General features: G+C 69.9%; 21 protein-coding genes and 1 pseudogene. 11 read left to right on the plus strand and 11 right to left on the minus strand.

What is annotated here, in order from left to right; genetic code table 11:
- Nucleotides 1-155: 155 nt before the first annotated feature.
- Nucleotides 156-767 (minus strand): response regulator transcription factor, encoded by a 612-nt coding sequence (locus ACIBB8_RS11890; protein ID WP_003948568.1) that lies wholly within the window; start codon nucleotides 765-767, stop codon nucleotides 156-158.
- Between the two features lie 413 nt (nucleotides 768-1,180).
- Between ACIBB8_RS11890 and ACIBB8_RS11895 the strand changes: the two genes are divergently transcribed.
- On the plus strand, nucleotides 1,181-1,513 hold the full coding sequence (locus ACIBB8_RS11895; RefSeq protein ID WP_358860549.1) for a WhiB family transcriptional regulator: 333 nt from the start codon (nucleotides 1,181-1,183) through the stop codon (nucleotides 1,511-1,513).
- Between the two features lie 89 nt (nucleotides 1,514-1,602).
- Here the strand turns inward: ACIBB8_RS11895 and ACIBB8_RS11900 are convergent, their stop codons facing one another.
- Nucleotides 1,603-2,493 carry a LysR family transcriptional regulator gene (locus ACIBB8_RS11900; protein WP_398951035.1) on the minus strand — a complete coding sequence of 297 codons (891 nt, stop codon included), beginning with the start codon at nucleotides 2,491-2,493 and terminating at the stop codon, nucleotides 1,603-1,605.
- A gap of 284 nt (nucleotides 2,494-2,777) precedes the next feature.
- Here ACIBB8_RS11900 and ACIBB8_RS11905 point away from each other — a divergent pair, with 284 nt between their 5' ends.
- Together ACIBB8_RS11905 and ACIBB8_RS11910 are read left to right on the plus strand one after the other, a co-directional pair.
- The gene (locus ACIBB8_RS11905; protein ID WP_398951037.1) at nucleotides 2,778-3,452 is read left to right on the plus strand and encodes an MOSC domain-containing protein; all 675 of its coding nucleotides are present in this window, start codon (nucleotides 2,778-2,780) and stop codon (nucleotides 3,450-3,452) included.
- A 34-nt stretch (nucleotides 3,453-3,486) separates the two neighbouring features.
- The gene (locus ACIBB8_RS11910) at nucleotides 3,487-4,260 is read left to right on the plus strand and encodes an SDR family NAD(P)-dependent oxidoreductase (RefSeq protein ID WP_398951039.1); all 774 of its coding nucleotides are present in this window, start codon (nucleotides 3,487-3,489) and stop codon (nucleotides 4,258-4,260) included.
- A 111-nt stretch (nucleotides 4,261-4,371) separates the two neighbouring features.
- Here the strand turns inward: ACIBB8_RS11910 and ACIBB8_RS11915 are convergent, their stop codons facing one another.
- The gene (locus tag ACIBB8_RS11915) at nucleotides 4,372-4,818 is read right to left on the minus strand and encodes a hypothetical protein (RefSeq protein ID WP_398951041.1); all 447 of its coding nucleotides are present in this window, start codon (nucleotides 4,816-4,818) and stop codon (nucleotides 4,372-4,374) included.
- Between the two features lie 166 nt (nucleotides 4,819-4,984).
- On the opposite strand from ACIBB8_RS11915, the gene ACIBB8_RS11920 reads away from it, so the two are divergent.
- The 6 genes from ACIBB8_RS11920 (at nucleotide 4,985) to ACIBB8_RS11945 (ending at nucleotide 11,155) form a co-directional block, all read left to right on the plus strand.
- On the plus strand, nucleotides 4,985-6,070 hold the full coding sequence (locus tag ACIBB8_RS11920) for a LacI family DNA-binding transcriptional regulator (protein ID WP_398951043.1): 1,086 nt from the start codon (nucleotides 4,985-4,987) through the stop codon (nucleotides 6,068-6,070).
- Between the two features lie 162 nt (nucleotides 6,071-6,232).
- On the plus strand, nucleotides 6,233-7,561 hold the full coding sequence (locus ACIBB8_RS11925; protein WP_398951045.1) for an ABC transporter substrate-binding protein: 1,329 nt from the start codon (nucleotides 6,233-6,235) through the stop codon (nucleotides 7,559-7,561).
- A complete protein-coding gene (locus tag ACIBB8_RS11930) occupies nucleotides 7,561-8,454 on the plus strand; it encodes a carbohydrate ABC transporter permease (protein ID WP_398951047.1) in 894 nt (297 codons plus the stop codon). Before ACIBB8_RS11925 ends, ACIBB8_RS11930 begins: the two co-directional genes overlap by 1 nt.
- The gene (locus ACIBB8_RS11935; RefSeq protein ID WP_398951049.1) at nucleotides 8,451-9,305 is read left to right on the plus strand and encodes a carbohydrate ABC transporter permease; all 855 of its coding nucleotides are present in this window, start codon (nucleotides 8,451-8,453) and stop codon (nucleotides 9,303-9,305) included. Before ACIBB8_RS11930 ends, ACIBB8_RS11935 begins: the two co-directional genes overlap by 4 nt.
- A gap of 51 nt (nucleotides 9,306-9,356) precedes the next feature.
- Nucleotides 9,357-10,385 (plus strand): hydroxyacid dehydrogenase, encoded by a 1,029-nt coding sequence (locus tag ACIBB8_RS11940; protein WP_398951051.1) that lies wholly within the window; start codon nucleotides 9,357-9,359, stop codon nucleotides 10,383-10,385.
- A gap of 74 nt (nucleotides 10,386-10,459) precedes the next feature.
- Nucleotides 10,460-11,155, plus strand: a complete 696-nt coding sequence (locus tag ACIBB8_RS11945) for an ester cyclase (protein WP_398951053.1) — start codon at nucleotides 10,460-10,462, stop codon at nucleotides 11,153-11,155.
- 96 nt (nucleotides 11,156-11,251) lie between these two features.
- Here the strand turns inward: ACIBB8_RS11945 and groL are convergent, their stop codons facing one another.
- The 3 genes and pseudogenes from groL to ACIBB8_RS11960 all read right to left on the minus strand — a co-directional run.
- Entirely contained in the window at nucleotides 11,252-12,877 is a 1,626-nt protein-coding gene (gene groL, locus ACIBB8_RS11950; RefSeq protein ID WP_327244799.1) for a chaperonin GroEL, read from the minus strand.
- 100 nt (nucleotides 12,878-12,977) lie between these two features.
- Entirely contained in the window at nucleotides 12,978-13,286 is a 309-nt protein-coding gene (gene groES, locus ACIBB8_RS11955; RefSeq protein ID WP_003998759.1) for a co-chaperone GroES, read from the minus strand.
- A gap of 1,213 nt (nucleotides 13,287-14,499) precedes the next feature.
- Nucleotides 14,500-14,646: pseudogene (locus tag ACIBB8_RS11960) on the minus strand (polysaccharide deacetylase family protein); the annotation flags it as partial.
- Nucleotides 14,647-14,976: 330 nt separating this feature from the next.
- Here ACIBB8_RS11960 and ACIBB8_RS11965 point away from each other — a divergent pair.
- Nucleotides 14,977-16,149: a methyltransferase domain-containing protein gene (locus ACIBB8_RS11965; RefSeq protein WP_398951202.1), complete on the plus strand. Its 1,173-nt coding sequence runs from the start codon at nucleotides 14,977-14,979 to the stop codon at nucleotides 16,147-16,149.
- Nucleotides 16,150-16,195: 46 nt separating this feature from the next.
- Here ACIBB8_RS11965 and ACIBB8_RS11970 read toward each other — a convergent pair whose 3' ends face one another.
- Nucleotides 16,196-16,561, minus strand: coding sequence for a hypothetical protein (locus tag ACIBB8_RS11970; protein ID WP_398951055.1), 366 nt, complete (start codon nucleotides 16,559-16,561; stop codon nucleotides 16,196-16,198).
- A gap of 53 nt (nucleotides 16,562-16,614) precedes the next feature.
- A complete protein-coding gene (locus ACIBB8_RS11975; RefSeq protein WP_398951057.1) occupies nucleotides 16,615-17,280 on the minus strand; it encodes a hypothetical protein in 666 nt (221 codons plus the stop codon).
- Nucleotides 17,281-17,405: 125 nt separating this feature from the next.
- On the opposite strand from ACIBB8_RS11975, the gene ACIBB8_RS11980 reads away from it, so the two are divergent.
- A complete protein-coding gene (locus ACIBB8_RS11980) occupies nucleotides 17,406-18,464 on the plus strand; it encodes an aldo/keto reductase (RefSeq protein WP_398951059.1) in 1,059 nt (352 codons plus the stop codon).
- A gap of 372 nt (nucleotides 18,465-18,836) precedes the next feature.
- On the opposite strand, the gene ACIBB8_RS11985 is transcribed toward ACIBB8_RS11980, so the two are convergent.
- The 3 genes from ACIBB8_RS11985 to ACIBB8_RS11995 form a co-directional block, all read right to left on the minus strand.
- Entirely contained in the window at nucleotides 18,837-18,977 is a 141-nt protein-coding gene (locus ACIBB8_RS11985; protein ID WP_398951061.1) for a hypothetical protein, read from the minus strand.
- A 269-nt stretch (nucleotides 18,978-19,246) separates the two neighbouring features.
- Nucleotides 19,247-20,527: an RNA polymerase sigma factor gene (locus ACIBB8_RS11990; RefSeq protein ID WP_398951064.1), complete on the minus strand. Its 1,281-nt coding sequence runs from the start codon at nucleotides 20,525-20,527 to the stop codon at nucleotides 19,247-19,249.
- Between the two features lie 95 nt (nucleotides 20,528-20,622).
- Nucleotides 20,623-20,979 (minus strand): YciI family protein, encoded by a 357-nt coding sequence (locus ACIBB8_RS11995; RefSeq protein ID WP_398951066.1) that lies wholly within the window; start codon nucleotides 20,977-20,979, stop codon nucleotides 20,623-20,625.
- Nucleotides 20,980-20,993 lie beyond the last annotated feature (14 nt).

The following is a 20,993-nucleotide window of genomic DNA, read 5'->3' on the forward strand; positions in this document are numbered from 1 at the left end:
TTCCCGAGGAACTCCACATCTCAAGGATGCGTCATCGGCCGGGAAGCGTCACATACCGAGGCCGCCGAGCAGCCGATCGACGTCCTGCCGCCCCCGTCACCCCGTCCGCCGAAGTGCGGACGGGGAAGCGGCCGGCTACCGGTCATGGCCGGTCATCAGCGGACCAGGCCCCAGCGGAAGCCGAGTGCGACGGCGTGCGCCCGGTCCGAGGCGCCGAGCTTCTTGAACAGCCGCCTGGCATGCGTCTTCACCGTGTCCTCGGAGAGAAAGAGCTCGCGCCCGATCTCCGCGTTGGAACGGCCATGGCTCATCCCTTCCAGCACCTGGATCTCACGCGCGGTGAGCGTGGGCGCCGCACCCATCTCGGCGGACCGCAGCCGACGCGGGGCGAGCCGCCACGTCGGATCGGCCAGCGCCTGGGTGACGGTCGCCCGCAGCTCCGCGCGGGAGGCGTCCTTGTGCAGATATCCGCGGGCACCGGCGGCGACCGCGAGCGCGACACCGTCCAGGTCCTCCGCGACGGTCAGCATGATGATCCGGGCCCCGGGGTCGGCGGAGAGCAGCCGCCGGACCGTCTCCACACCTCCCAGACCGGGCATGCGTACGTCCATCAGAATCAGATCCGAACGGTCGGCTCCCCAGCGGCGGAGGACTTCCTCGCCGTTGGCCGCCGTCGTCACACGCTCGACGCCGGGCACGGTCGCGACCGCGCGACGGAGCGCCTCTCGGGCAAGCGGGGAGTCGTCGCAGACGAGGACGGATGTCATGACCGTCCTCCGCAGCTGATGCGCGTCACCTTGAGCCTCCAGGCTGTTACAAGTCGTCACCTGTGCGGTTGACGCTCTCGGACATCTGCCCGATCGCTTTTTCTGCCAACCGCCTCCGCACTCTCAACGATGGTCACTCGAAAGAGTTACGGGCCCGCAGGGCGGGTTCGGCACTCTACGTGAGGGACCGTGCACAGAGGAGAGCGGCGCGGATCGTCAAGCCGTCAACCGAACTTCACTTGAACGTATGCCCCATTTAGTCACTTTTCTTCCCTTTTGCTGGTGTCTGTGGCTAGATTCGCAATCAGTCATATTTACATCTACTAGCACCGTAGATGTACGGTCATGGGCACCGGTCCAACGACGAACGACAACGACGTTTCCGACCCACGATGGTTTCGAGGGGACAAGCAATGGCAGATTTCTCCCGCCTTCCCGGACCCAACGCCGATCTGTGGGACTGGCAGCTGCTGGCGGCCTGCCGTGGGGTCGACAGCTCGCTGTTCTTCCATCCGGAAGGTGAGCGCGGAGCAGCACGGAGCGCCCGCGAAAACTCGGCGAAAGAGGTCTGCATGCGATGCCCGGTACGCGCCGAGTGCGCGGCGCATGCCCTGGCAGTGCGCGAGCCCTACGGAGTGTGGGGCGGACTGACCGAGGACGAGCGCGAGGAGCTCATGGGACGGGCCCGCAACCGGCTGATCGCGGCGGCGCCTACTGGGATGGCCGCCCCCTCCGGACACGGCTGATCGATCCTTCCGCGCCTTGTACAACAGCAGAAGAAACGTTCCTGCACCGCATGTCTGCGGGCGGGCCAGTGGCATGCCCCGGCCCCGGCCTAGCGGGCGGCCGCCAGGGACAGCTGGTCCAGGGTGGCTGCCACCGCGGGAACGTGGGCCAGATCGGGAAGAGTCAGCGCGACGATCTGGCGTTCGATGGCCGGCTCCACCGTCACCGTGCGGGCCCCCTTGGGACGTACCGACTCGATCGCCAGCTCCGGCAGCACGGCCACTCCGAGACCGGCGCCGACCAGGCCGATCACCGCGGGGTAGTCGTCGGTGGCGAAGTCGATCCGGGGAATGAAGCCGGACTTCTCGCAGACCTCCACCAGTTGCCGGCGGCAGCGCGGGCAGCCCGCGATCCAGGACTCATCGGCCAGTTCACCGATCCCCACCGCGTCCGCGCCCGCCAGCCGGTGCCCATCGGGAACCAGGCCGATCAGCCGGTCGGTGAGCAGCGGGCGTACGACCAGGTCCTCCCATTCGCCGCCCGAGGCGCCGTAGCGGAACGCCAGAGCGATGTCGCAGTCCCCCTCCCTGAGCATCTCGACCGAGCGTGGCGGCTCCGCGTCGACCAGGGAGACCCTCGTCCCCGGGTGGGCGGCGCGCAGAGCGGCCAGGGCCCCGGGAACCAGAGTGGAACTGCCACTGGGGAACGAGACGAGCCGGACCCGGCCGGCCCGCAGCCCGGCGATCGCGGCGACCTCCTCCTCGGCGGCGGTCAGCCCGGCGAGGATGCCTGACGCGTGACGCACCAGCGCCTCACCCGCCTGGGTGAGCCGCATCTCGCGGCCTGTGCGGATCAGCAGCGTGGTGCCGGCCGAGGACTCCAGGGCCTTCATCTGCTGGCTGACCGCGGGCTGGGTGCAGCCCAGTTCGCGCGCGGCGGCGGAGAACGAGCCGGTGGCGGCCACGGCGCGCAGGACACGGAGATGACGGGCTTCGATCACTCCTCAACCATAAGGGCAGCTTGGGACACATGCGAATTGTTCGCATACGCCTTTGAGGGTGGGATCGCTAGTGCTGTGACCGGCCATGTCTGCCCCGTGAGGAGCGTCGTCCAGTGCGTGCGATCGCAAGGCGGCCGGGCGTCCTGGGGTGGGGTCTCCCCAGCTCGAACGGGGCTGACAGCGTGGGGAAGGAGCTGCCAGGGCTTGTGGCCGACGCAGCGAGCGGGCCTGCCGGACGGCGCGACGGGGCAAAGCCTGCCGGGAGGGGCACTAGCGTTCGCCGCATGAAACTGCTGACTGTGAATGCGGGACGGCCCGAGGCCGTCGACTACACCGACGCTGCCGGCGGTGCGACCGGGATCAACAAGCAGCCGGCCGACGGCCCGGTGCGGGTCACCGATCCCGGTCCCAAGGGCAGCGGCGGCAGTGGGGTGGCCGGGGACGCGGTGTGCGATCTGCGCCATCACGGCGGCTCGGACCAGGCCGTGTACGCCGTCGCCCGCGAGGATCTCGACGCCTGGGAGCGTTCGCTCGGCCGCCCGCTGGCCAACGGCGCGTTCGGCGAGAACCTGACGACCGCCGGACTGGACGTGAGCGGCGCGAGGATCGGCGAGCGCTGGCGGATCGGACCCGATCTGGTCCTGGAGGTGACGTCGGGCCGCATTCCGTGCCGCACGTTCGCCGGTCACCTCGGAGAGAAGCGCTGGGTCAGGCGATTCACGGAGGCGGCCGCTCCGGGTGCCTACCTGCGGGTGATCGAGCCGGGCGAGATCCGCGCCGGGGACCCGGTCGAGATCGTGCACCGGCCGGACCACGACGTCACCGTACGGATGCAGTTCCTGGCGGCGACGACGCGACGGGACCTGCTGCCGGAGCTGCTCACGGCCCGGGACGCACTGCATCCCGAGACGCTGCGCGCCGCCCTGAAGTACGTGGAGTCGCAGGCACCCGGCGAGTGATCAGTGCGGGGTGCGGGGCACTAACGTGCCGCGTATGACGACTGCATTGATTACGGGCGCGACCGCGGGAATCGGGGCCGCCTTCGCGCGGCGCCTCGCGGCCGACGGGCACAACCTGGTGCTGGCGGCGCGCAGCACCGAGCGGCTCCGGGAACAGGCCACCGAGTTGCACGACCGGCACGGCATCGAGGCCGAGGTGCTGACCGCCGACCTCTCCGAGGACGACGGGATCGCCTCGGTCGAGGCGCGGCTGACGAACCGCCGGCAGCCTGTCGATCTGCTGATCAACAATGCCGGGTTCGGCAACAAGGGCCGCTATCTGGATGTGTCGATGGCGGACGAGCTGAAGATGCTGAAGGTGCACTGCGAGGCGGTGCTGCGGCTGACCTCGGCTGCCGCGGCGGGGATGAAGGAACGCGGGCGGGGCGGGGTGGTCAATGTGGCCTCGGTGGCGGCGTTCGTACCGCGCGGGACGTACGGCGCGTCCAAGGCGTGGGTCGTTCAGTTCACCCAGGGCGCGGCGAAGGACCTGGCCGGTTCGGGGGTGCGGCTGATGGCGCTGTGCCCCGGCTTCGTACGGACCGAGTTCCATGAGCGCGCGGGGATGGGGACCGGCAACATCCCGGGCTGGATGTGGCTCGACGCGGACAAGCTGGTCGACTCGGCACTGGCGGATCTGGCGCGCGGGAAGTCGGTGTCGATCCCGGACGCGCGGTACAAGGCGCTGATGGGGCTGGTGAAGGTGGCGCCGCGCGGCCTGCTCGGAGGGGTCACCTCCAAGACAGGCCGCAAGTACGGTCCGCAGTAGGGCGGTCGGACGGTGAGCGGATGAGACCGACCGGCACATGGGAGGCGGCGTCGCGGGGCTGGGCACGCACATCTGCCGCGTTGTCGTCAATCACCACGGCTCCGCCATGCCTCAATCCTCCGCCTTGCAGCTGCACGCACCCAGCCCCGCTCCTTCTCCCACCCCCGATGTGCCGGTGGGGTACTGCATGTTGGAGAGCAGGACGACGTCGTGGGCGCCCGCGCCGTCGAGCTTCGCGCGGGCCTCGCCGCTGCCGTAGTCGGCAATGGTGAAGGGGGCGCGGGCGGAGCCGGTGCCCCGCGGGGCAAGGGTGCCGGTGCAGGTGGTGCCGCGCTTGAAGAGCAGCTGGTCGCCGGGGCCGTAGGTGCGGGCGCCGGCCTCGGCCAGGGTGGTCCACGGATGCTGCCTGCTGCCGGTGGCACCGGCCGGGTCGGCCGAGCAGTCGACATGGAAGGTGCGGCCGGTGGGCGCGGCCTGTGCGGCTCCCTGGCCCGCGACGGTCACACCCGCGGCAGCAGTCAGGGCCGCGAGCGCTGCGGCGGTGACGCGATGTCTCACAATTCCTCCGTACGAACAGTCAGGGTCGAGTCGGCATCGCCGGAATCCTGGACTCGGATTGATCGAGCGTCAATGGATTACGTTTGAATGATCGAAACTGCCATCGTTCGATCACGCTGGACTAGGGTCGATCCCGGAGTCGGATCACTGCGAGGGGACTGCTGCCGTGCGCGAAACCGCTGCTGAACGTCATGACCGGCTGCTGGGGCTGGTACGGGAACGGGGCTCGGCCCGGGTCTCCGATCTCGCCTCCCAGCTGGGCGTCTCGCCTGTCACGGTGCGCCGGGACGTGGAGGATCTGGCGGGCCGGGGCCTGCTGGACCGGGTGCACGGCTCGGTCTCCTGGCCGCAGGACCACGCGGCCACCGGCGCCGCCTCCGGCGCGGGCAGCGGGCTGGTCCTCGGCATGCTCGCGCCCTCCGCGACGTACTACTTCGCCGAGGTCATCCGCGGGGCGCACGAGGCGGCGGCCCGGGCCGGGGCCCGGCTCATCCTGCGGATCTCGGACTACCGGCCCGAGGAGGACCACGCGCGCACCGAGGGTCTGCTCTCGGCGGGCGCCGAGGGGCTGCTGATCGCGCCCGGCTGGCAGCATCCCGGCGACCCGGCGGCGTTCGGCGACTGGATCGCCTCGCTGCCCGTGCCCACGGTGCTGCTGGAGCGCCGGCCCGCCGCGGGCTCGCGGCTGGACGGCCTGGACCGGGTCTGCTCGGACCATGCCCACGGGGTACTGCTCGCCATGCGCCACCTGGTGGAACTGGGGCACGGGGCGCCGCTGCTGATGGCCCGTGCGGACTCTCCGACAGCGATTGCGGTGCGGTCCGGATACACGGAGGCACTGGCCGTGCTGGGGCTGCGCGCACCGCAGGACGTGATCGATTCCGTACCGGCGGAGCTGGCTCCCGACGCCTTCGAGGAGGCGGTGCAGGCGCTGCGCGAAGCGGTCGTCTCGGGGGTGGCCACGGCGGCGCTGATCCACAACGATGTGGACGCGATCCAGGTGGTGCAGCGCCTGGCCGAGGTGGGTGTGCGGGTGCCGGACGACCTGGCGCTGATCGCGTACGACGACGAAGTGGCGGCGCTCGCGGACACACCGCTGACGGCGGTGGCGCCGCCCAAGCGCGATGTGGGCCGGCATGCCACCGATCTACTGGTGGAACGGCTGGGTGAGGGCGCGGGCGCGCCGCGGCGCCATCTGACGCTGCTGCCGCAGCTGCGGGTCCGCGACTCGTGCGGTTCGCCCCTTCCGTAACCCGTTCTCCCGCGCCCCCTCCCACAGCTCCCACCTCCCGCTTCTGCACGTAACTTATGTGATCTTTTTTCGATCAATCAATCTTTCGCTCTTGACTTCGGTCACGACTGGTTCAAAGATCACGGCCAACGCCAATGTCGTCGCCTGTTCAGGAGCCTCGCTGTGAGCCGCAGTTCGAGCAGAACGTCCCTCGCCCTCGTCGGCGCCGCCACCGCCCTGGCCGTACTCACGGCCTGCGGCGGCAGCGGCGACGACAGCGCCGCCCCCGGGAGCGACGGCAAGCCCGTCAGCATCACCTTCTGGGGCTGGGCCAAGGGGTCCAAGGAGGTCGTTGACGCGTTCAACGCCTCGCACAAGAACATCAAGGTCGTGTACGAGGAGATCCCGTCCGGCAACGCGGGCGGCTACGCCAAGATCTCCAACGCGGTGAAGGCGGGCAACGCCCCCGACCTGGTCTCCATCGAGTACCCGCAGCTCCCGGAGTACGTCAGTCAGGGCGCGCTCCAGGACATCGGCCAGTACTTCACCGAGGACATCAGGAAGAAGCTGCTGCCGCAGGCGGTGGAGCTGACGACGCTCGGCGGCAAGAACTGGGCCGTCCCCTTCGACGCCTCACCGCAGTCCTTCTACTACCGCAAGGACCTGTTCGAGAAGTACGGCGTCGAGGTCCCCACCACCTGGGACGAGTTCCGCAAGGCGGCCGAGAAGGTCAAGAAGGCCGACAAGAAGGCCCGCATCGGTACGTTCTTCCCCGACGACCCGACCACGTTCCAGGCGATGGCCTGGCAGGCCGGCGCCCAGTGGTACAAGGCCGAGGGCGACACCTGGAAGATCACCACGACCGACGCGGCCACCAACAAGGTCGCCGACTACTGGCAGGGTCTGCTCGACGACGACCTGATCCGCGCCAACGCCTCGTTCAGCCCCGAGTGGACCAACTCCCTGAAGAGCGGCGGCACCGTCGGCTATCTCGGCGCCGCCTGGGGCGCAGGCGTCCTGAAGGGCACCCTGCCCGAGCAGAGCGGCAAGTGGGCGGTCGCCCCGTTGCCCAGCTGGGACGGCAAGCCGGCCAGCGGCATGCTCGGCGGCTCCACCTTCGCGGTGACGAAGACCAGCAAGAAGGCGAAGGCCGCGGTCGAGTTCGCCACGTGGATGTCGACCACCGAGGACGGCATCAAGGCCCGGATCGCGTCCGGCACGTCGAGCGCCTTCCCGGCCGCAGCCGAGCTGCGCCCGGTGGCGAAGAAGGCCTTCGACGCGGACTTCTACGGCGGCGAGGACATCTACCGGGTGTTCGAGGACGCGGCGACGTCCATCGGCCCCGACTGGACCTGGGGGCCGACGACCGGCACGACGAACACCGCCATCAAGGACCAGTTCGGCAAGGTCGCGGCTGGCGGCACGACGATCACCGACGCGGTCAGGGCGGGCCATGACGCCACGGTCGCCGAGCTCAAGAAGCGCGGTCTGAAGGTCGAGGACGCAGGCTGATGAAGCGCGCCCGGACGACCGGAGCCGCCGGCATTCTGCTGGGGCCCTTCTTCGTACTGTTCACGTTGGCGATGGTGGTGCCGATCGGCTACGCGGTCTGGCTCAGCCTGTTCACCGAGAAACAGTCCGGCCTGGGCTTCGGCGGCACCGAGACCGTCTTCAGCGGACTCGACAACTACACCGCGGCGCTGGGCGACCGGGCGTTCCGCGAGGGCTTCGGCGTACTCCTCGGATACTGCCTCTTCTACATTCCGCTGCTGCTCATCGGGGCCCTCGCCCTCGCCCTGCTGCTGGACTCCACGCTGGCCCGCGCCCGCCGGTTCTTCCAGCTCGCGCTCTTCCTGCCGCATGCCGTGCCGGGCATCATCGCCGCGCTGATCTGGGTGTACCTCTACACGCCGCAGCTCAGCCCGGTCATCAGCGCCATGGAGTCCGGCGGTATGGGCTTCGACTTCTTCTCCCCCGAGGGCGCGCTCCCGTCCGTCGTCAACATCGCCCTGTGGGAGTGGCTCGGCTACAACATGGTGATCTTCTACGCGGCGCTGCAGGCCATTGACCGGTCCGTGCTCGAAGCGGCCACGGTCGACGGGGCGGGCGCCTGGCGCATCGCGCTGAGCATCAAGGTGCCGCTGATCCGCGCCTCGGTCGTGATGGTCGCCCTGTTCACGGTCATCGGCTCGCTGCAGCTGTTCACCGAACCGCTGATCCTCAACAAGGGCACCGGATCCGCCGTTTCCTCCACCTGGACGCCGAACATGTACGCGTACACCGCGGCCTTCGAACGCAACGACTACGGCCTTGCGGCCGCGGCCTCCCTCCTGCTGGCCCTCACAGCCGCGCTGCTGTCCTTCGTCGTCACCCGCTTCACCGGCCGGAAGGGCAGGAAGGCATGAACTCCTCAGCTCCGAAGAGCCGTTGGATGTCCAGGACGGCGGTCAACGGTTTCCTGGTCCTCGCGGTCGTCTACATGCTCTTCCCCCTCGTCTGGCTGGTCACCGCCGCCACCAAGGACACCGGTGATCTGCTCGCGGGCAACGCGTTCTCCTTCGACGGCTTCAACCTCGGCGAGAACCTGTCGAACCTCGCCGCCTACGGCGACGGCATCTACTTCCGCTGGTACCTCAACAGCCTCATCTACGCGGGCGGCGGCGCCGTCGTCTGCTCGCTGATCTGTGTCGCCGCGGGGTACGCATTCAACACGTACGAATTCCGGGGCAAGGAGACGCTGTTCGGCCTTGTGCTGATGGGTGTGCTGGTCCCGACCACGGCGCTCGCCCTGCCGATGTATCTCCTGGCGTCCAGGACCGGTCTGGTCAACACCTACTGGTCCGTGCTGATCCCGGTCCTCGTCAACCCGTTCGGCGTCTACCTCGCCCGGGTCTTCTCCGCCGGTTACATCCCGAACGAGGCGCTGGAGGCCGCCCGTATCGACGGAGCGGGCGAGTTGCGCGTCTTCTGGTCGATCGGGCTGCGGATGGTCATGCCCGGCTTCGTGACCATCTTCCTCTTCCAGTTCACCGCGATCTGGAACAACTTCTTCCTCCCCCTCGTGATGCTGTCCGACCGCAAACTGTTCCCGCTGAGCCTCGGTCTGTACTCCTGGAACACCAACACCCACGGCGAGCCGAGCTTCTATCCGCTCGTCGTCACGGGATCCCTCCTCGCCGTGATCCCCCTGATCGTCGCCTTCGTCTCCCTGCAGCGGCACTGGAAGGCGGGACTGACCGCCGGAAGCGTCAAGTGACCGTCACCCGACCCTTGAGCCGAGCGCCCTTTGAGGAGTACGAGTTCCACCATGCCTCACGCCACTGACAACCGGCCGAAAGCCCTGCTGGCGATGGGCCCCGGCATCGCCGACCGGCTCCTCGCCGAGCGCCACCGCACGCGACTGGCCGCCCTCACCCGTACGGATCCCCGCTTCGTCGCCCACGACCTGGCCGACCCGACACCGGAGACGGCCGCCGCGCTCGCCGAGGCCGACGTGCTGTTGACCTGCTGGGGTGCGACACCGCTGACCGCCGAGGTGCTGGAGGGCGCGCCGCGGCTGCGGGCGGTGGTGCACGCGGCCGGTTCCGTGAAGCACCACATCACGGACGCCTGCTGGGCACGCGGGATCGCCGTCACCTCGGCGGCCGCTGCCAATGCGCTGCCCGTCGCCGAGTTCACCCTTGCCGCGATCCTGTTCGCGGGCAAGCGGGTGCTGCAGACCGCGCAGCGTTACGCCGCCATCCGCACCGACCACGACTGGCTCCAGGAGCTCGCCGGCTCCGGCAACTACCGCCGTACCGTCGGCATCATCGGCGCATCCCGCATCGGCCGACGGGTGATCGAGCTGCTGCACCCCTTCGACCTGGACGTCCTGCTGTACGACCCGTACGTGGACGCGGCGGAGGCGGCCCGGCTGGGCGTACGGCTCGCGACGCTGGACGAGCTGTGCGCAGGCAGTTCCGTCGTCTCCGTGCATGCGCCGCAGCTGCCGGAGACGCACCATCTGATCGGCGCGGCGCAGCTGGCGGCGATGGCGACGGGCACGACGCTGATCAACACGGCTCGCGGGTCGCTGATCGACGAGGATGCCTTGCTTCCCCAGCTGCGGAGCGGGCGGCTGCACGCGGTGCTGGATGTGACGGATCCCGAACTTCCGCCCGCGCTCTCGCCGTTGTACGAGCTGCCGAATGTGCTGCTCACTCCGCACATCGCGGGCTCGCTGGGCGACGAGCTGCACCGGATGGCCGACCAGGCACTCGACGAGATGGAGCGGTTCGCGTCCGGTCTGCCCTTCGCGGACCCCGTGCACGCCGGAAGCCTGCGGCACTCGGCCTGAGCCCCGAACATCGAAAGCCCGCTGTCTCACTAAACTGGAAGGATCCCATCCGGACCTCAGGACCGGGAGACGCCATGAGATTCGTACAAGTAATCGACTGCAAGACGGATCGGTTCGACGACATGGACCGCCTCATGGACGAATGGGTCGCACAGACCAAGGGCACCCGGACGGCTACGCACAGCCTCATCGGCAAGGACCGCTCCGACGGGTCTCACTACGTCGAGATCGTCGAATTCCCTTCGTACGAAGATGCGATGGCGAACTCGAAGCTGCCGGAGACCGACCAGATCTTCCAGGAGCTGGTGGCGCTCTGCGACGGGATGCCCACCTTCACCGACCTCGATGTGGTCCGTGACGAACAGTTGAACCAGACACTGTCGCGCCGGTTCTTCCACGAGATCGCTGTCGGGGGCAACCTCGAAGCCATCGACGAGGTGTTCGCGCCCGACTACATCGACCACGACGTCGCGAAGGAACAGGACACGGTGATCGGGTCCGACTCCCTGAAGAACGAGGTGATCGCATGGCGCGCGGCCTTCGACTTCACCTTCAGCCTGGACCGGCAGGTCTGTGAGGGTGACGACGTCGTGACGCTGTGGACCTGGACCGGCACCCACGAGGGCGACTTCATGGGGATCGCCCCCACGGGCAGGCAGTGCACCATGACGGGCACCACGATCTTCCGGTTCAAGGACGGCAGGATCCAGGAAGGCTGGTGGCACGAGGATCTCCTCGGCCTGATGCGGCAGCTCGGCGCGCTCGACTGATCCAACGGCAAAGAACGGCCGAAGGCCCCCGTTCCCCTCGCTGAACAGCGGGGCGAACGGGGGCCTTGTGCGGCGGTGAGCCGAGGTGGCAGCGCGTCAGTGCGAGTGACCGTGGCCGCCGTGACCGGCTTCGGCCTCTTCCTCGGCCGGCTTCTCGACGACCAGGGTCTCGGTCGTCAGCAGCAGCGACGCGATGGACGCGGCGTTCTCCAGCGCGGAGCGGGTGACCTTGACCGGGTCGATGACGCCGGCCTTCACCAGGTCGCCGTACTCGCCCGTCGCGGCGTTGAAGCCCTGGCCCTTGTCGAGCTCGGCGACCTTCGAGGTGATGACGTAACCCTCGAGGCCGGCGTTCTCGGCGATCCAGCGCAGCGGCTCGACCGCGGCGCGGCGCACGACCGCGACACCGGTGGCCTCGTCGCCGGTCTTGTCGAGGTTGCCCTCGAGAACCTTGACGGCGTGGACCAGAGCGGAGCCACCACCGGAGACGATGCCCTCCTCGACCGCGGCGCGGGTCGCGGAGATGGCGTCCTCCAGACGGTGCTTCTTCTCCTTGAGCTCCACCTCGGTGGCGGCACCGACACGGATCACGCACACGCCGCCGGCCAGCTTCGCGAGGCGCTCCTGGAGCTTCTCGCGGTCCCAGTCGGAGTCGGTGGCGTCGATCTCGGCCTTGATCTGGTTGACCCGGCCCTTGACGTCGCCGGGCTCGCCGCCGCCGTCCACGATGGTCGTGTCGTCCTTGGAGACCGTGACACGGCGGGCGGTGCCCAGCACGTCCAGACCGGCCTGGTCGAGCTTGAGGCCGACCTCCTCGGCGATGACGGTCGCACCGGTGAGGGTGGCGATGTCGCCGAGCATGGCCTTGCGGCGGTCACCGAAGCCCGGGGCCTTCACCGCGACGGCGTTGAAGGTGCCACGGATCTTGTTGACGACCAGGGTCGACAGGGCCTCGCCCTCGACGTCCTCGGCGATGATCAGCAGCGGCTTGGAGCCACCGGCCTGGATGACCTTCTCCAGCAGCGGGAGCAGCTCCTGGATCGAGCCGATCTTGCCCTGGTGGATCAGGATGTACGGGTCGTCGAGGACGGCCTCCATACGCTCCTGGTCGGTCACCATGTACGGGGACAGGTAACCCTTGTCGAAGGCCATGCCCTCGGTGAACTCGAGGTCCAGGCCGAAGGTGTTGGACTCCTCGACGGTGATGACGCCGTCCTTGCCGACCTTGTCCATCGCGTCCGCGATGAGCTCGCCGACCTGCGAGTCCTGCGCGGAGAGCGCGGCCACGGCGGCGATGTCGGACTTGTCGTCGATCGGGCGGGCGGTCGCGAGGAGCTCCTCGGACACAGCCTTGACCGCGGCGTCGATGCCCTTCTTCAGGGCGGCCGGGGAAGCGCCCGCGGCAACGTTGCGCAGGCCCTCGCGGACGAGCGCCTGGGCGAGCACGGTGGCGGTGGTGGTGCCGTCACCCGCTACGTCGTTGGTCTTGGTCGCCACCTCCTTCACCAGCTGGGCACCGAGGTTCTCGTACGGGTCGTCGAGCTCGACCTCGCGCGCGATGGTGACACCGTCGTTGGTGATGGTGGGAGCGCCGAACTTCTTGTCGATGACGACGTTGCGGCCCTTGGGGCCGATCGTCACCTTGACCGTGTCGGCAAGCTTGTTGACGCCGCGCTCAAGGGCGCGACGGGCGTCCTCGTCGAACTTCAGAATCTTCGCCATGGGAGCTGAACTGTCCTCTCGAACGAACTGCGCCCCTGACCGCCCGGCTTGTTATCTCGCAGGGGGCCAGGGGCGCAGAACGGAAGCAAACGTGTGTGAATTACTTCTCGATGATCGCGAGCACGTCGCGAGCCGAGAGGACGAGGTACTCCTCGCCGTTGTACTTCACCTCGGTGCCGCCGTACTTGCTGTACAGCACGATGTCACCGGTCTTGACGTCGAGCGGCAGACGCTCGCCGTTCTCGAAGCGGCCCGGGCCCACGGCCAGGACGACGCCCTCCTGGGGCTTCTCCTTGGCGGTGTCCGGGATGACCAGGCCAGAGGCCGTGGTCTGCTCGGCGTCGAGCGGCTGGACCACAATGCGGTCCTCAAGCGGCTTGATGGCAACCTTGGAGCTGGTGGTCGTCACGATCCGGCCTCCCCCTTCGGAGATCTCGGGGTTAACTGCGGGGTTAACTGTCTGGGGTGGCGATCAGGTGGGTCCGTCGTCGCGGGTGCCGGACCTGCCGGTCGCACAGTACTGCTGGCACTCTCCAGTGGGGAGTGCCAGAGCTGAGACTATGACCGCGATTAGCACTCGGTCAAGCGGAGTGCCAATTCAGTCCGGTCGTGGCGTCACCGCACCGGACTGCTCCCGGGACGACGTACGGGGAACGAAGGGACGAACCGCACCGTTCCGTACGACGGTGAGGAGGTGCCGGACGTCAGGCCCCCCGTCGGCGCCCGCGCCTTCATCCGCCGGCACCGCGACCCCGGCCCCGACCCCAAGGCGTTGCCCGACCTGCTCGACGGCTGGGAAACCGAGACCATGAACGCCCACGGCCGGTCCCGAGCGACGCGAAGCGCCCGTCCCTCCGGTGCTGCCGGGGACGGGCGCTTGCGCAGGGTCGCTCAGCCCTGGAGCTTCATGCCCCCGGGTGAGGTGAGGCCCTCGTCGGGGTGGGCTCCCAGGCAGCGCCCGACGCAATTCCTCCTGCTGTGCACGACGGTCCGGCAACCCGTTCCCGGGCCGCCGCGTTCACGAACACATCACTGTCGGCCTTGAGGACCCCAACGGCGTTCTGCTGACCGACCACTTCAGTTATCGCCGACAGCAGACTCCTTGGGCGGGCTGCCATGGCCCGATGCGCTGGTGGGCGGCGCGCACGTCGGCTGCGGGCAGGGCGGTTGATTCGCGGAGCCGCGGCCGGCGTCGCGCCGCTGCGCGCAAACCGGCCCCGGGCGGGCCCGGTCCGGTCCTTCGCCGCGATCGCACCGCGCCTCGTGACCGTACGGCAGGCACCCCGTCCCGGCGCCCGCTCCGCCGGACGGTCCCGACCAGTCGGGCCACCAGTGTCTCAGCGGCGGAGACAACCATGGAGGCCCGGGCTCCTGCAGCCATCCCGGCCGGCCGCAGGAGCCGACGACCATCGGCCCCGCCTCCCCCTGATCACCCCGCACACCCTGCCGGCGCTCCGGCTCCGCCACCGGTCCCGGCCCCGGCGTCCGGTGCGGCCGGCTCACCTTCTGCGCGGCCTTCCGGCCCAGCCGTTCGATCGGGTCGACCGACTGCGCACACCCCGCGGTGGCGGTCAGGAACGCACCGGCTGCCAGCAGTCCGGCGAGCATCCGGTGCGCCCTTCTCATACGTGGTTCTCCAGCCGGGCCACGGCGTACCCCTTGTCCGCGATGGTCCTCATGACCGCCCGGACCAGGTCGGCCATGGAGCCGCTCCAGTCCTCACGGCCCCTGACGTGCGTGAGGATGATGTCGCCCGGGTGCAGGTCGCGTGCGGCCTGCGTCCGCTGGGCGGAGCCGCCCGGATGCCCGGCGGCGGGGCCGCCGCCGGACTCGGAGGCGCAGCCGGGCGCGGCTGCGGCGACAAGGAGTGCGGCCAGGACCACATGGCCCGGTCCGCGCCGCATGACGCCCGGACCATGCCCCTGTGCGGTTAAATCTTCCTTTTGTCGTACAAGCCGCATGGTTTCGCATACTGCCAGTGGCTGCCCGGCCGCTGGGGCCGACACCTCCGCCGGGCCCGCGCGGTCCCCCGGCTGGCTCACAATGGGCCGGTGAACGCCTTCGATCCGACCGGCCCGACCGACCCGCTCGCCGCCTTCATGGCCCTGCGCACACCCGAGGGCGAGGCACTCCTCGCCGAGCTGCGGGCCTACGACCCCTCCCAGGAGCTCGCCACCGCCACCCGGCTGCGCCGCGGCCATCCGGCCCCGCTGGTGTCGGCGGCGCTGGGACAGGCGCGGCTGCGGCAGCGGGCGGTGGCGAAGTTCGGCGCCGGGGACGCGTACCGGATGTTCTTCACACCGAACGGCGTCGAGCAGGCGACCCGTACCTCGGTCGCCACCTACCGCGCCCGGCGCTTCGCCGACGCGGGCGTGCGCAGCGTCGCCGACCTCTGCTGCGGGATCGGCGGTGACGCCATCGCCCTCGCCCGCGCGGGCATCTCCGTCCTCGCCGTGGACCGCGACCCGCTGACCGCCGAGGTGGCCCGCGCCAATGCCGCCGCACTCGGCCTCGACACCCTGATCGAGGTGCGCTGCGCCGATGTCACCGAGATCGACACGTCTGCGTACGACGCGGTCTTCGTCGACCCGGCCCGGCGCGGCGGGCGCGGCAGGATCTTCGACCCCGAGGCGTACTCGCCGCCGCTCTCCTGGGCGACCGGCGCCGCGCTGGCGGCCCCCCGCGCCGCGCTGAAGATCGCCCCCGGCATCCCGCACGAGGCGATCCCGGCACAGGCGGAGGCGGAGTGGATCTCGGACCACGGCGATGTGAAGGAGGCGGTGCTCTGGTTCGGCGAAGGGTTCGCCCCGGGCTCGTACCGCGCCACACTGCTCCCGGCGGGCGCGACCCTGTCGGCCCCGGCCGCGCTGCCCGCCCCGCCCGTCGGACCGGTGGGCCGCTATCTGTACGAGCCGGACGGGGCCGTCATCCGCGCCCATCTGGTCGCCGACATCGTGGAGCGGTCGGGCGGCCGGCTGGTCGACGAGACGATCGCGTACGTCACGAGCGACGAGCCGTACGATTCCCTCTACGCCTCCGCGTACGAGATCACCGACCAACTGCCCTTCAACATGAAGAAGCTGAAGGCGCTGCTGCGGGAGCGGAGGGTCGGCGTCCTGACCGTCAAGAAGCGGGGCTCGGCCGTCGAACCGGAGGAGCTGCGCAGGAAGATGAAGCTCCAGGGCCCCAACGCGGCGACCGTGTTCCTGACCCGGGTCGCCGGGGCGCCGACCATGCTGATCGGCCACCCCGTGCGGCCCGACACGCCTTAGGTCTCCCCCGCGACGGGGAGCCCACTCCCCGTCGTGGGGCAAGGCGTCAGGCCAGGTCGGTCAGGTCGTCCGCATACACCTGGGAGAGCGGCTGCGGGCCCACGTACTGCTGGCAGTTGCACTGCCCGGCTTCGAAGCGGACCGGCTTCTTGCTCTCGTCCCAGGCCGTCGGCACCTCGACCCGCTCATGGCACCTGCCCTGCTTGTCATGCTTCGCAAGGTGGTGCGTGCAGCCGCAGACCGGCTCCGGCGGCCGGTTCGCCGCCTCGACGGCCAGGCGTTCCTGCTTGCCCGCCTCCAGCAGTTCCAGCCTGCGGGTGTGCCGGTTGCGCAACGCCGTACGGACGTTGTCGACCGCCCATCCGAAGCCGCCGGTCCAGAAGATGATGAGCACCCACCAGTACCACTCCATGTGACACCCTCCCCCTGAGCGGGTCCTGTTACGCGGCCAGGATAGAGACGGTTTCAGCGGTGAGCACCGCCGCCGACGGAGAACAGCGGCTCGGGCCCGGGCGCCTCGACGAGCACCCTCAGCACCCAACGGCGGTGTGCGAACGCCTTGGTGACGCCGATCAGACCGAGCAGCCAGCCGATCATCCCGAGTCCCATGACGAGGGCGACCGCACCGTAGGTGTCCTCAGGCGCCTCCGCACTCGCCGGGACGGCCACGCAGGCGTACAGCCCGACCGCGCACAGCGCGAACGACGGCAGCATCCAGGCGAGGCTCATACCGGGGGCCCGCAGCCGCATGTCACCGTCCGGATCGCGGTCCAACTCGCCCCAGGCGTAGAGCAGTCGGCGGATCTGCCGGTCGCGGCGCAGGCCGACGACGACGAAGACCACCGACGGCACGACACAGCAGGCGCCCAGGGCGGCGAGGACGACGCCGGGGACGGCACTGACGATGTCGTACGACTCCTCGAACGTGAGGATCGCGGTCCCCACCAGCGACCAGCCGAGCGCGCACAGGATGCCCCACAGCCACAGCAGCACCAGCCGGCCGCGCCCCACATGCAGGGCGACCAGCTCGCCGAGGACGACGGCCCGGTCGGCGAGCAAGGCTTCCCTGTCGGGCCAGGAACGTATCTCGACGGGCGGAGGGGGCGGCGGCAGCAGCGTGCGGCGGGACATGGGGCCGACCCTACCGACCGGGTGCGGGCACGGTTCGGCGTGGCTTGCGTTGAAGCACGCTCCAGCTCGTAACGTCCGAATGCGACCGGCTGACCGGAAGCACGCACGTACCGAGGGAGAACACTGTGCAGTACACGCTGTTCGGCCGGACCGGCCTGCGGGTGAGCGAGCTGAGCCTCGGCGCCATGACCATCGGCGAGGACTGGGGGTGGGGCGCGGACAAGGAGACCAGCGCCCGGATCGTCGACACGTACGCGGACGCGGGCGGCAACTTCATCGACACCGCCAACAACTACACCAACGGCAGCTCGGAGACGATCCTCGGCGAGCTGCTCGAAGGCCGCCGGGACCGGTTCGTGCTCGCCACGAAGTACAGCTGCGCCACCCGCACGGGCGATGTGAACGCGGCGGGCAACCACCGGAAGAACCTGGTCCAGTCGGTGGAGTCGAGCCTCGCCCGGCTGCGTACCGACCGCATCGACGTGCTGTGGGTGCACGCACGGGACAACTTCACCCCGGTCGAGGAGGTCATGCGCGCCCTCGACGACCTCGTACGGTCCGGCAAGGTGCTCTATCTCGGGGTGTCGGACTGGGTGGCGTGGGAGATCGCGCAGGCGAGCACCATGGCCGAGCTGCGGGGCTGGACCTCGTTCGCCGGTTCGCAGCTGCGGTACAACCTGCTGGATCGCACCCCGGAACGCGAACTGCTGCCGCAGGCCCGCGCCTTCGACCAGGCCGTGCTGGCGTGGAGCCCGCTCGCCGCAGGCAAGCTCACCGGGAAGTACCGCCGCGGCGAAACGGGCCGGCTGGACTCGCCCGCCTTCGACAACCGGGCCGACCGCCGGGAGGAGGAGATCCTCACCGCGGTGCTGGAGGTCGCCGAACAGGACGGCTGGAGCCCGGCGCAGGTGGCGCTGGCGTGGCTGCGCGGACGGCCCGGGAACATCATCCCGATCATCGCAGCCACCAGGGTGAGCCAGCTCGCCGACAATCTCGCCGGTGTCGATGTCACGCTCGACGCCGACGCGGTGCACCGGCTCGACGCAGCGAGCGAGGTACCGCTCGGCTTCCCGCACGACTTCCTGCGGGAGCCGGGAGTCAGGAGGAACGTGTACGGGGACCTCTGGGCGGATATCACGGACCGGCGCTCGACCTACCGCCGGACGGCAAGTGCGATCCGCTAGCGGCTCTCCGCAGGCTGTCCGGATGATCGGGACACCCGCGGACTTCGCGCGGACCACGCTCGGCCGGGAAGGCGCACGCGGCCGGGCCCGGATGGAGTCGCTGCCGGGGCTGGTCGACGAGCCGCTGCGGCGCTGGCACTGAGCCGTGGACACCGGACCGGTCCTGCACGGCCGGGCCGGGATCATCGTCCCCGCCCAGCGGCACGACGGGTCCCGCGGTGCTGAAGGTGTAGTACCCCCACCCGGGCGACGTCCGGATCGCCGCGACCGACGAGATCGCGACGGCGCTGTTCCGATGAGGTGCGGCCGGAACGGTGTACGGGACGGGCGGGGCCGGTGACGACGGGGTTCCCGCCCGTTCCGTCCGGTCTCTCAGCTGTCCGACCGGCCGTCCGGGTACTCGCTGTAGTCGTCGAACCCGGCGTCCGCGCTGTCGTACTCGGAGTCGTCGGAGTCGTGGGCACCGTCGTCGCCCGCCCCGGACTCGGGGCTGTAGTCGTACTGGTCGGACATGATGGCTCCTCTCGCGACGGGCGCCCGATGCGCCCCGGTCACGCGCTCAACGAGGCTGCCGGACCGGCCGATGCGCCCGCGCGACCCGGGCCACCTCAGTGGCGTACAGCCCGGTCGGCCGGTTGACCGATTCCCGCTCATGGCCCGTCAGTTTCCGTTCACCGGGGCGGCCTTGAGGCACATGTCGCACACCCGGCCCACTGGGCTGCACGGACGCCGTCAGGCGTTGCGCTGCGCCTCGATGTCAAGCTTGGGCGGGCCGCGGAAACTCATCGCGCCGCGCCGGATTCCTTCTCCGCCCGGGCCAGCAGCAGCGCCCGCTCGCGCGCGTTACGGGTCAGGTCCGCCGCCCGCAGGAACTCCGCCCGTGCCTCGTCCATGCGCCCCAGCCGCACCAGCAGATCGCCGCGCACGCTCGGCAGCAGGTGGTACGCCCTCAGCGCCGGGTCCCCGGCCAGGGCGTCGACCAGCGCGATCCCCGCCTCCGGCCCCTGCGCCATCGAGACGGCGACCGCCCGGTTCAGCTCGACGACCGCCGACGGAGCCGCCTTCAGCAGTAGCCCGTAGAGCGTGGCGATGACCGCCCAGTCCGTCTCCTCGTACGTAACCGCGTGGGCGTGGCATGCGGCGATCGCGGCCTGCAGGGCGTACGGACCCGGGGCGTCGCCCACCGCGTGCGCCCGCTCCAGGGCCGCATACCCGCGCCGGATCAGCAGCCGGTCCCAGCGGAACCGGTTCTGGTCGGCGAGCAGCACGGGCGCACCGTCCGGTCCGGTCCTGGCCGCGATGCGGGATGCCTGGAGCTCCAACAGGGCCACCAGGCCGTGCACTTCAGGTTCCTTGTCCATCAGTCCGGCCAGCACCCGGGCCAGCCGCAGCGCGTCCTCGCAGAGCGCCGGGCGCAGCCAGTCGTCGCCCGCGGTGGCCGAGTAACCCTCGTTGAAGATCAGATAGATGACTTCGAGAACGGATTCGAGCCGGGCCGCACGCTCGGGTCCGTACGGCACTTCGAAGGGGACGCCCGCCCGGCCCAGGGTGCGTTTCGCGCGGACGATGCGCTGGGCGACGGTCGGTTCGGACGCCAGGAAGGCCCGGGCGATCTCGTCGGTGGTGAGTCCGCCGAGCAGCCGCAGGGTGAGCGCGATCCGAGCCTCGGTCGACAGCACGGGGTGGCAGGCGGTGAAGATCAGCCGCAGCAGGTCGTCGTCGATGCGGTCGGGGTCCTCGATGCTGTGGAAGTCCGCCGGCTCGGGCGGCGGCACGTCCTGCAGGCTCCGCCCGACCTCGGCCAGCTTCCGCTCGTACGTCTCCTTGCGGCGTACGAGATCGATCGCGCGGTGCTTGGCGGTGGCCAGGAGCCAGGCGCCCGGTCTGTCCGGGACACCCGACTCCGGCCACTGCTCAAGCGCGGCGACCAGAGCGTCCTGCGCGAGCTCCTCGGCGATGCCGACGTCCCGCACGATGCGGGTGACACCGGCGATGATCCGCGCGGACTCGATCCTGAATACCGCCTCGACCGCCTGCGGCGCGCTTGCTTCCGTCACGGCCACCCATCAGAGCAGCCGTACCGGGGCGCAGCAAGCTCTACCGGTGCTGTGACCGGCAATGTCCGCCCGACGGGGCAAAGCCTGCCGGGACAGAACAATTAGCTCTCGGCGATCTCACGGACCTCGGAGGTGACGGTCCAGTTCTTCGGGTGGATCTCCAGGAACCGCTTGGTCCACTCCAGCGCCTCGGCCATGTCCTTGCACTGGGTGATGGCGTAGCCGCCGACGACTTCCTTCGTCTCGGTGAAGGGCCCGTCGGTGCAGCTCAGCTTGCCGCCCTCCCAGGTGACCCGGGTCCCCTGCGAGGTGGGGGTGAGCCCGGCCGTCTCCAGCATGACCCCGGCCTTGGTGATCTCCTCGAACAGCGCACCCATGCGCACCTCGAAGTCGGGGTCGGGGGCCTCGGAGGCGAGGTTCTGCTCATCGATGCGGACCATCGACAGGAAGCGCGGCATGGTGACTCCTCGGT

The organism is Streptomyces sp. NPDC051286 (assembly GCF_044455345.1).
In the GTDB taxonomy this organism is placed as follows: domain Bacteria; phylum Actinomycetota; class Actinomycetes; order Streptomycetales; family Streptomycetaceae; genus Streptomyces.

Bases quoted from the DNA above. Each gene is read 5' to 3' on its own strand.
- ACIBB8_RS11895 (WP_358860549.1), top strand. From the start codon at position 1,181: ATGGCAGATTTCTCCCGCCTTCCCGGACCCAACGCCGATCTGTGGGAC.
- ACIBB8_RS11910 (WP_398951039.1), top strand. From the start codon at position 3,487: ATGACGACTGCATTGATTACGGGCGCGACCGCGGGAATCGGGGCCGCC.
- ACIBB8_RS11995 (WP_398951066.1), bottom strand. From the start codon at position 20,979: ATGCCGCGCTTCCTGTCGATGGTCCGCATCGATGAGCAGAACCTCGCC.
- ACIBB8_RS11945 (WP_398951053.1), top strand. From the start codon at position 10,460: ATGAGATTCGTACAAGTAATCGACTGCAAGACGGATCGGTTCGACGAC.
- ACIBB8_RS11930 (WP_398951047.1), top strand. From the start codon at position 7,561: ATGAAGCGCGCCCGGACGACCGGAGCCGCCGGCATTCTGCTGGGGCCC.
- ACIBB8_RS11975 (WP_398951057.1), bottom strand. From the start codon at position 17,280: ATGTCCCGCCGCACGCTGCTGCCGCCGCCCCCTCCGCCCGTCGAGATA.
- ACIBB8_RS11985 (WP_398951061.1), bottom strand. From the start codon at position 18,977: ATGTCCGACCAGTACGACTACAGCCCCGAGTCCGGGGCGGGCGACGAC.
- groL (WP_327244799.1), bottom strand. From the start codon at position 12,877: ATGGCGAAGATTCTGAAGTTCGACGAGGACGCCCGTCGCGCCCTTGAG.
- ACIBB8_RS11935 (WP_398951049.1), top strand. From the start codon at position 8,451: ATGAACTCCTCAGCTCCGAAGAGCCGTTGGATGTCCAGGACGGCGGTC.
- ACIBB8_RS11905 (WP_398951037.1), top strand. From the start codon at position 2,778: ATGAAACTGCTGACTGTGAATGCGGGACGGCCCGAGGCCGTCGACTAC.
- ACIBB8_RS11970 (WP_398951055.1), bottom strand. From the start codon at position 16,561: ATGGAGTGGTACTGGTGGGTGCTCATCATCTTCTGGACCGGCGGCTTC.
- ACIBB8_RS11940 (WP_398951051.1), top strand. From the start codon at position 9,357: ATGCCTCACGCCACTGACAACCGGCCGAAAGCCCTGCTGGCGATGGGC.
- ACIBB8_RS11965 (WP_398951202.1), top strand. From the start codon at position 14,977: ATGGCCCTGCGCACACCCGAGGGCGAGGCACTCCTCGCCGAGCTGCGG.
- ACIBB8_RS11890 (WP_003948568.1), bottom strand. From the start codon at position 767: ATGACATCCGTCCTCGTCTGCGACGACTCCCCGCTTGCCCGAGAGGCG.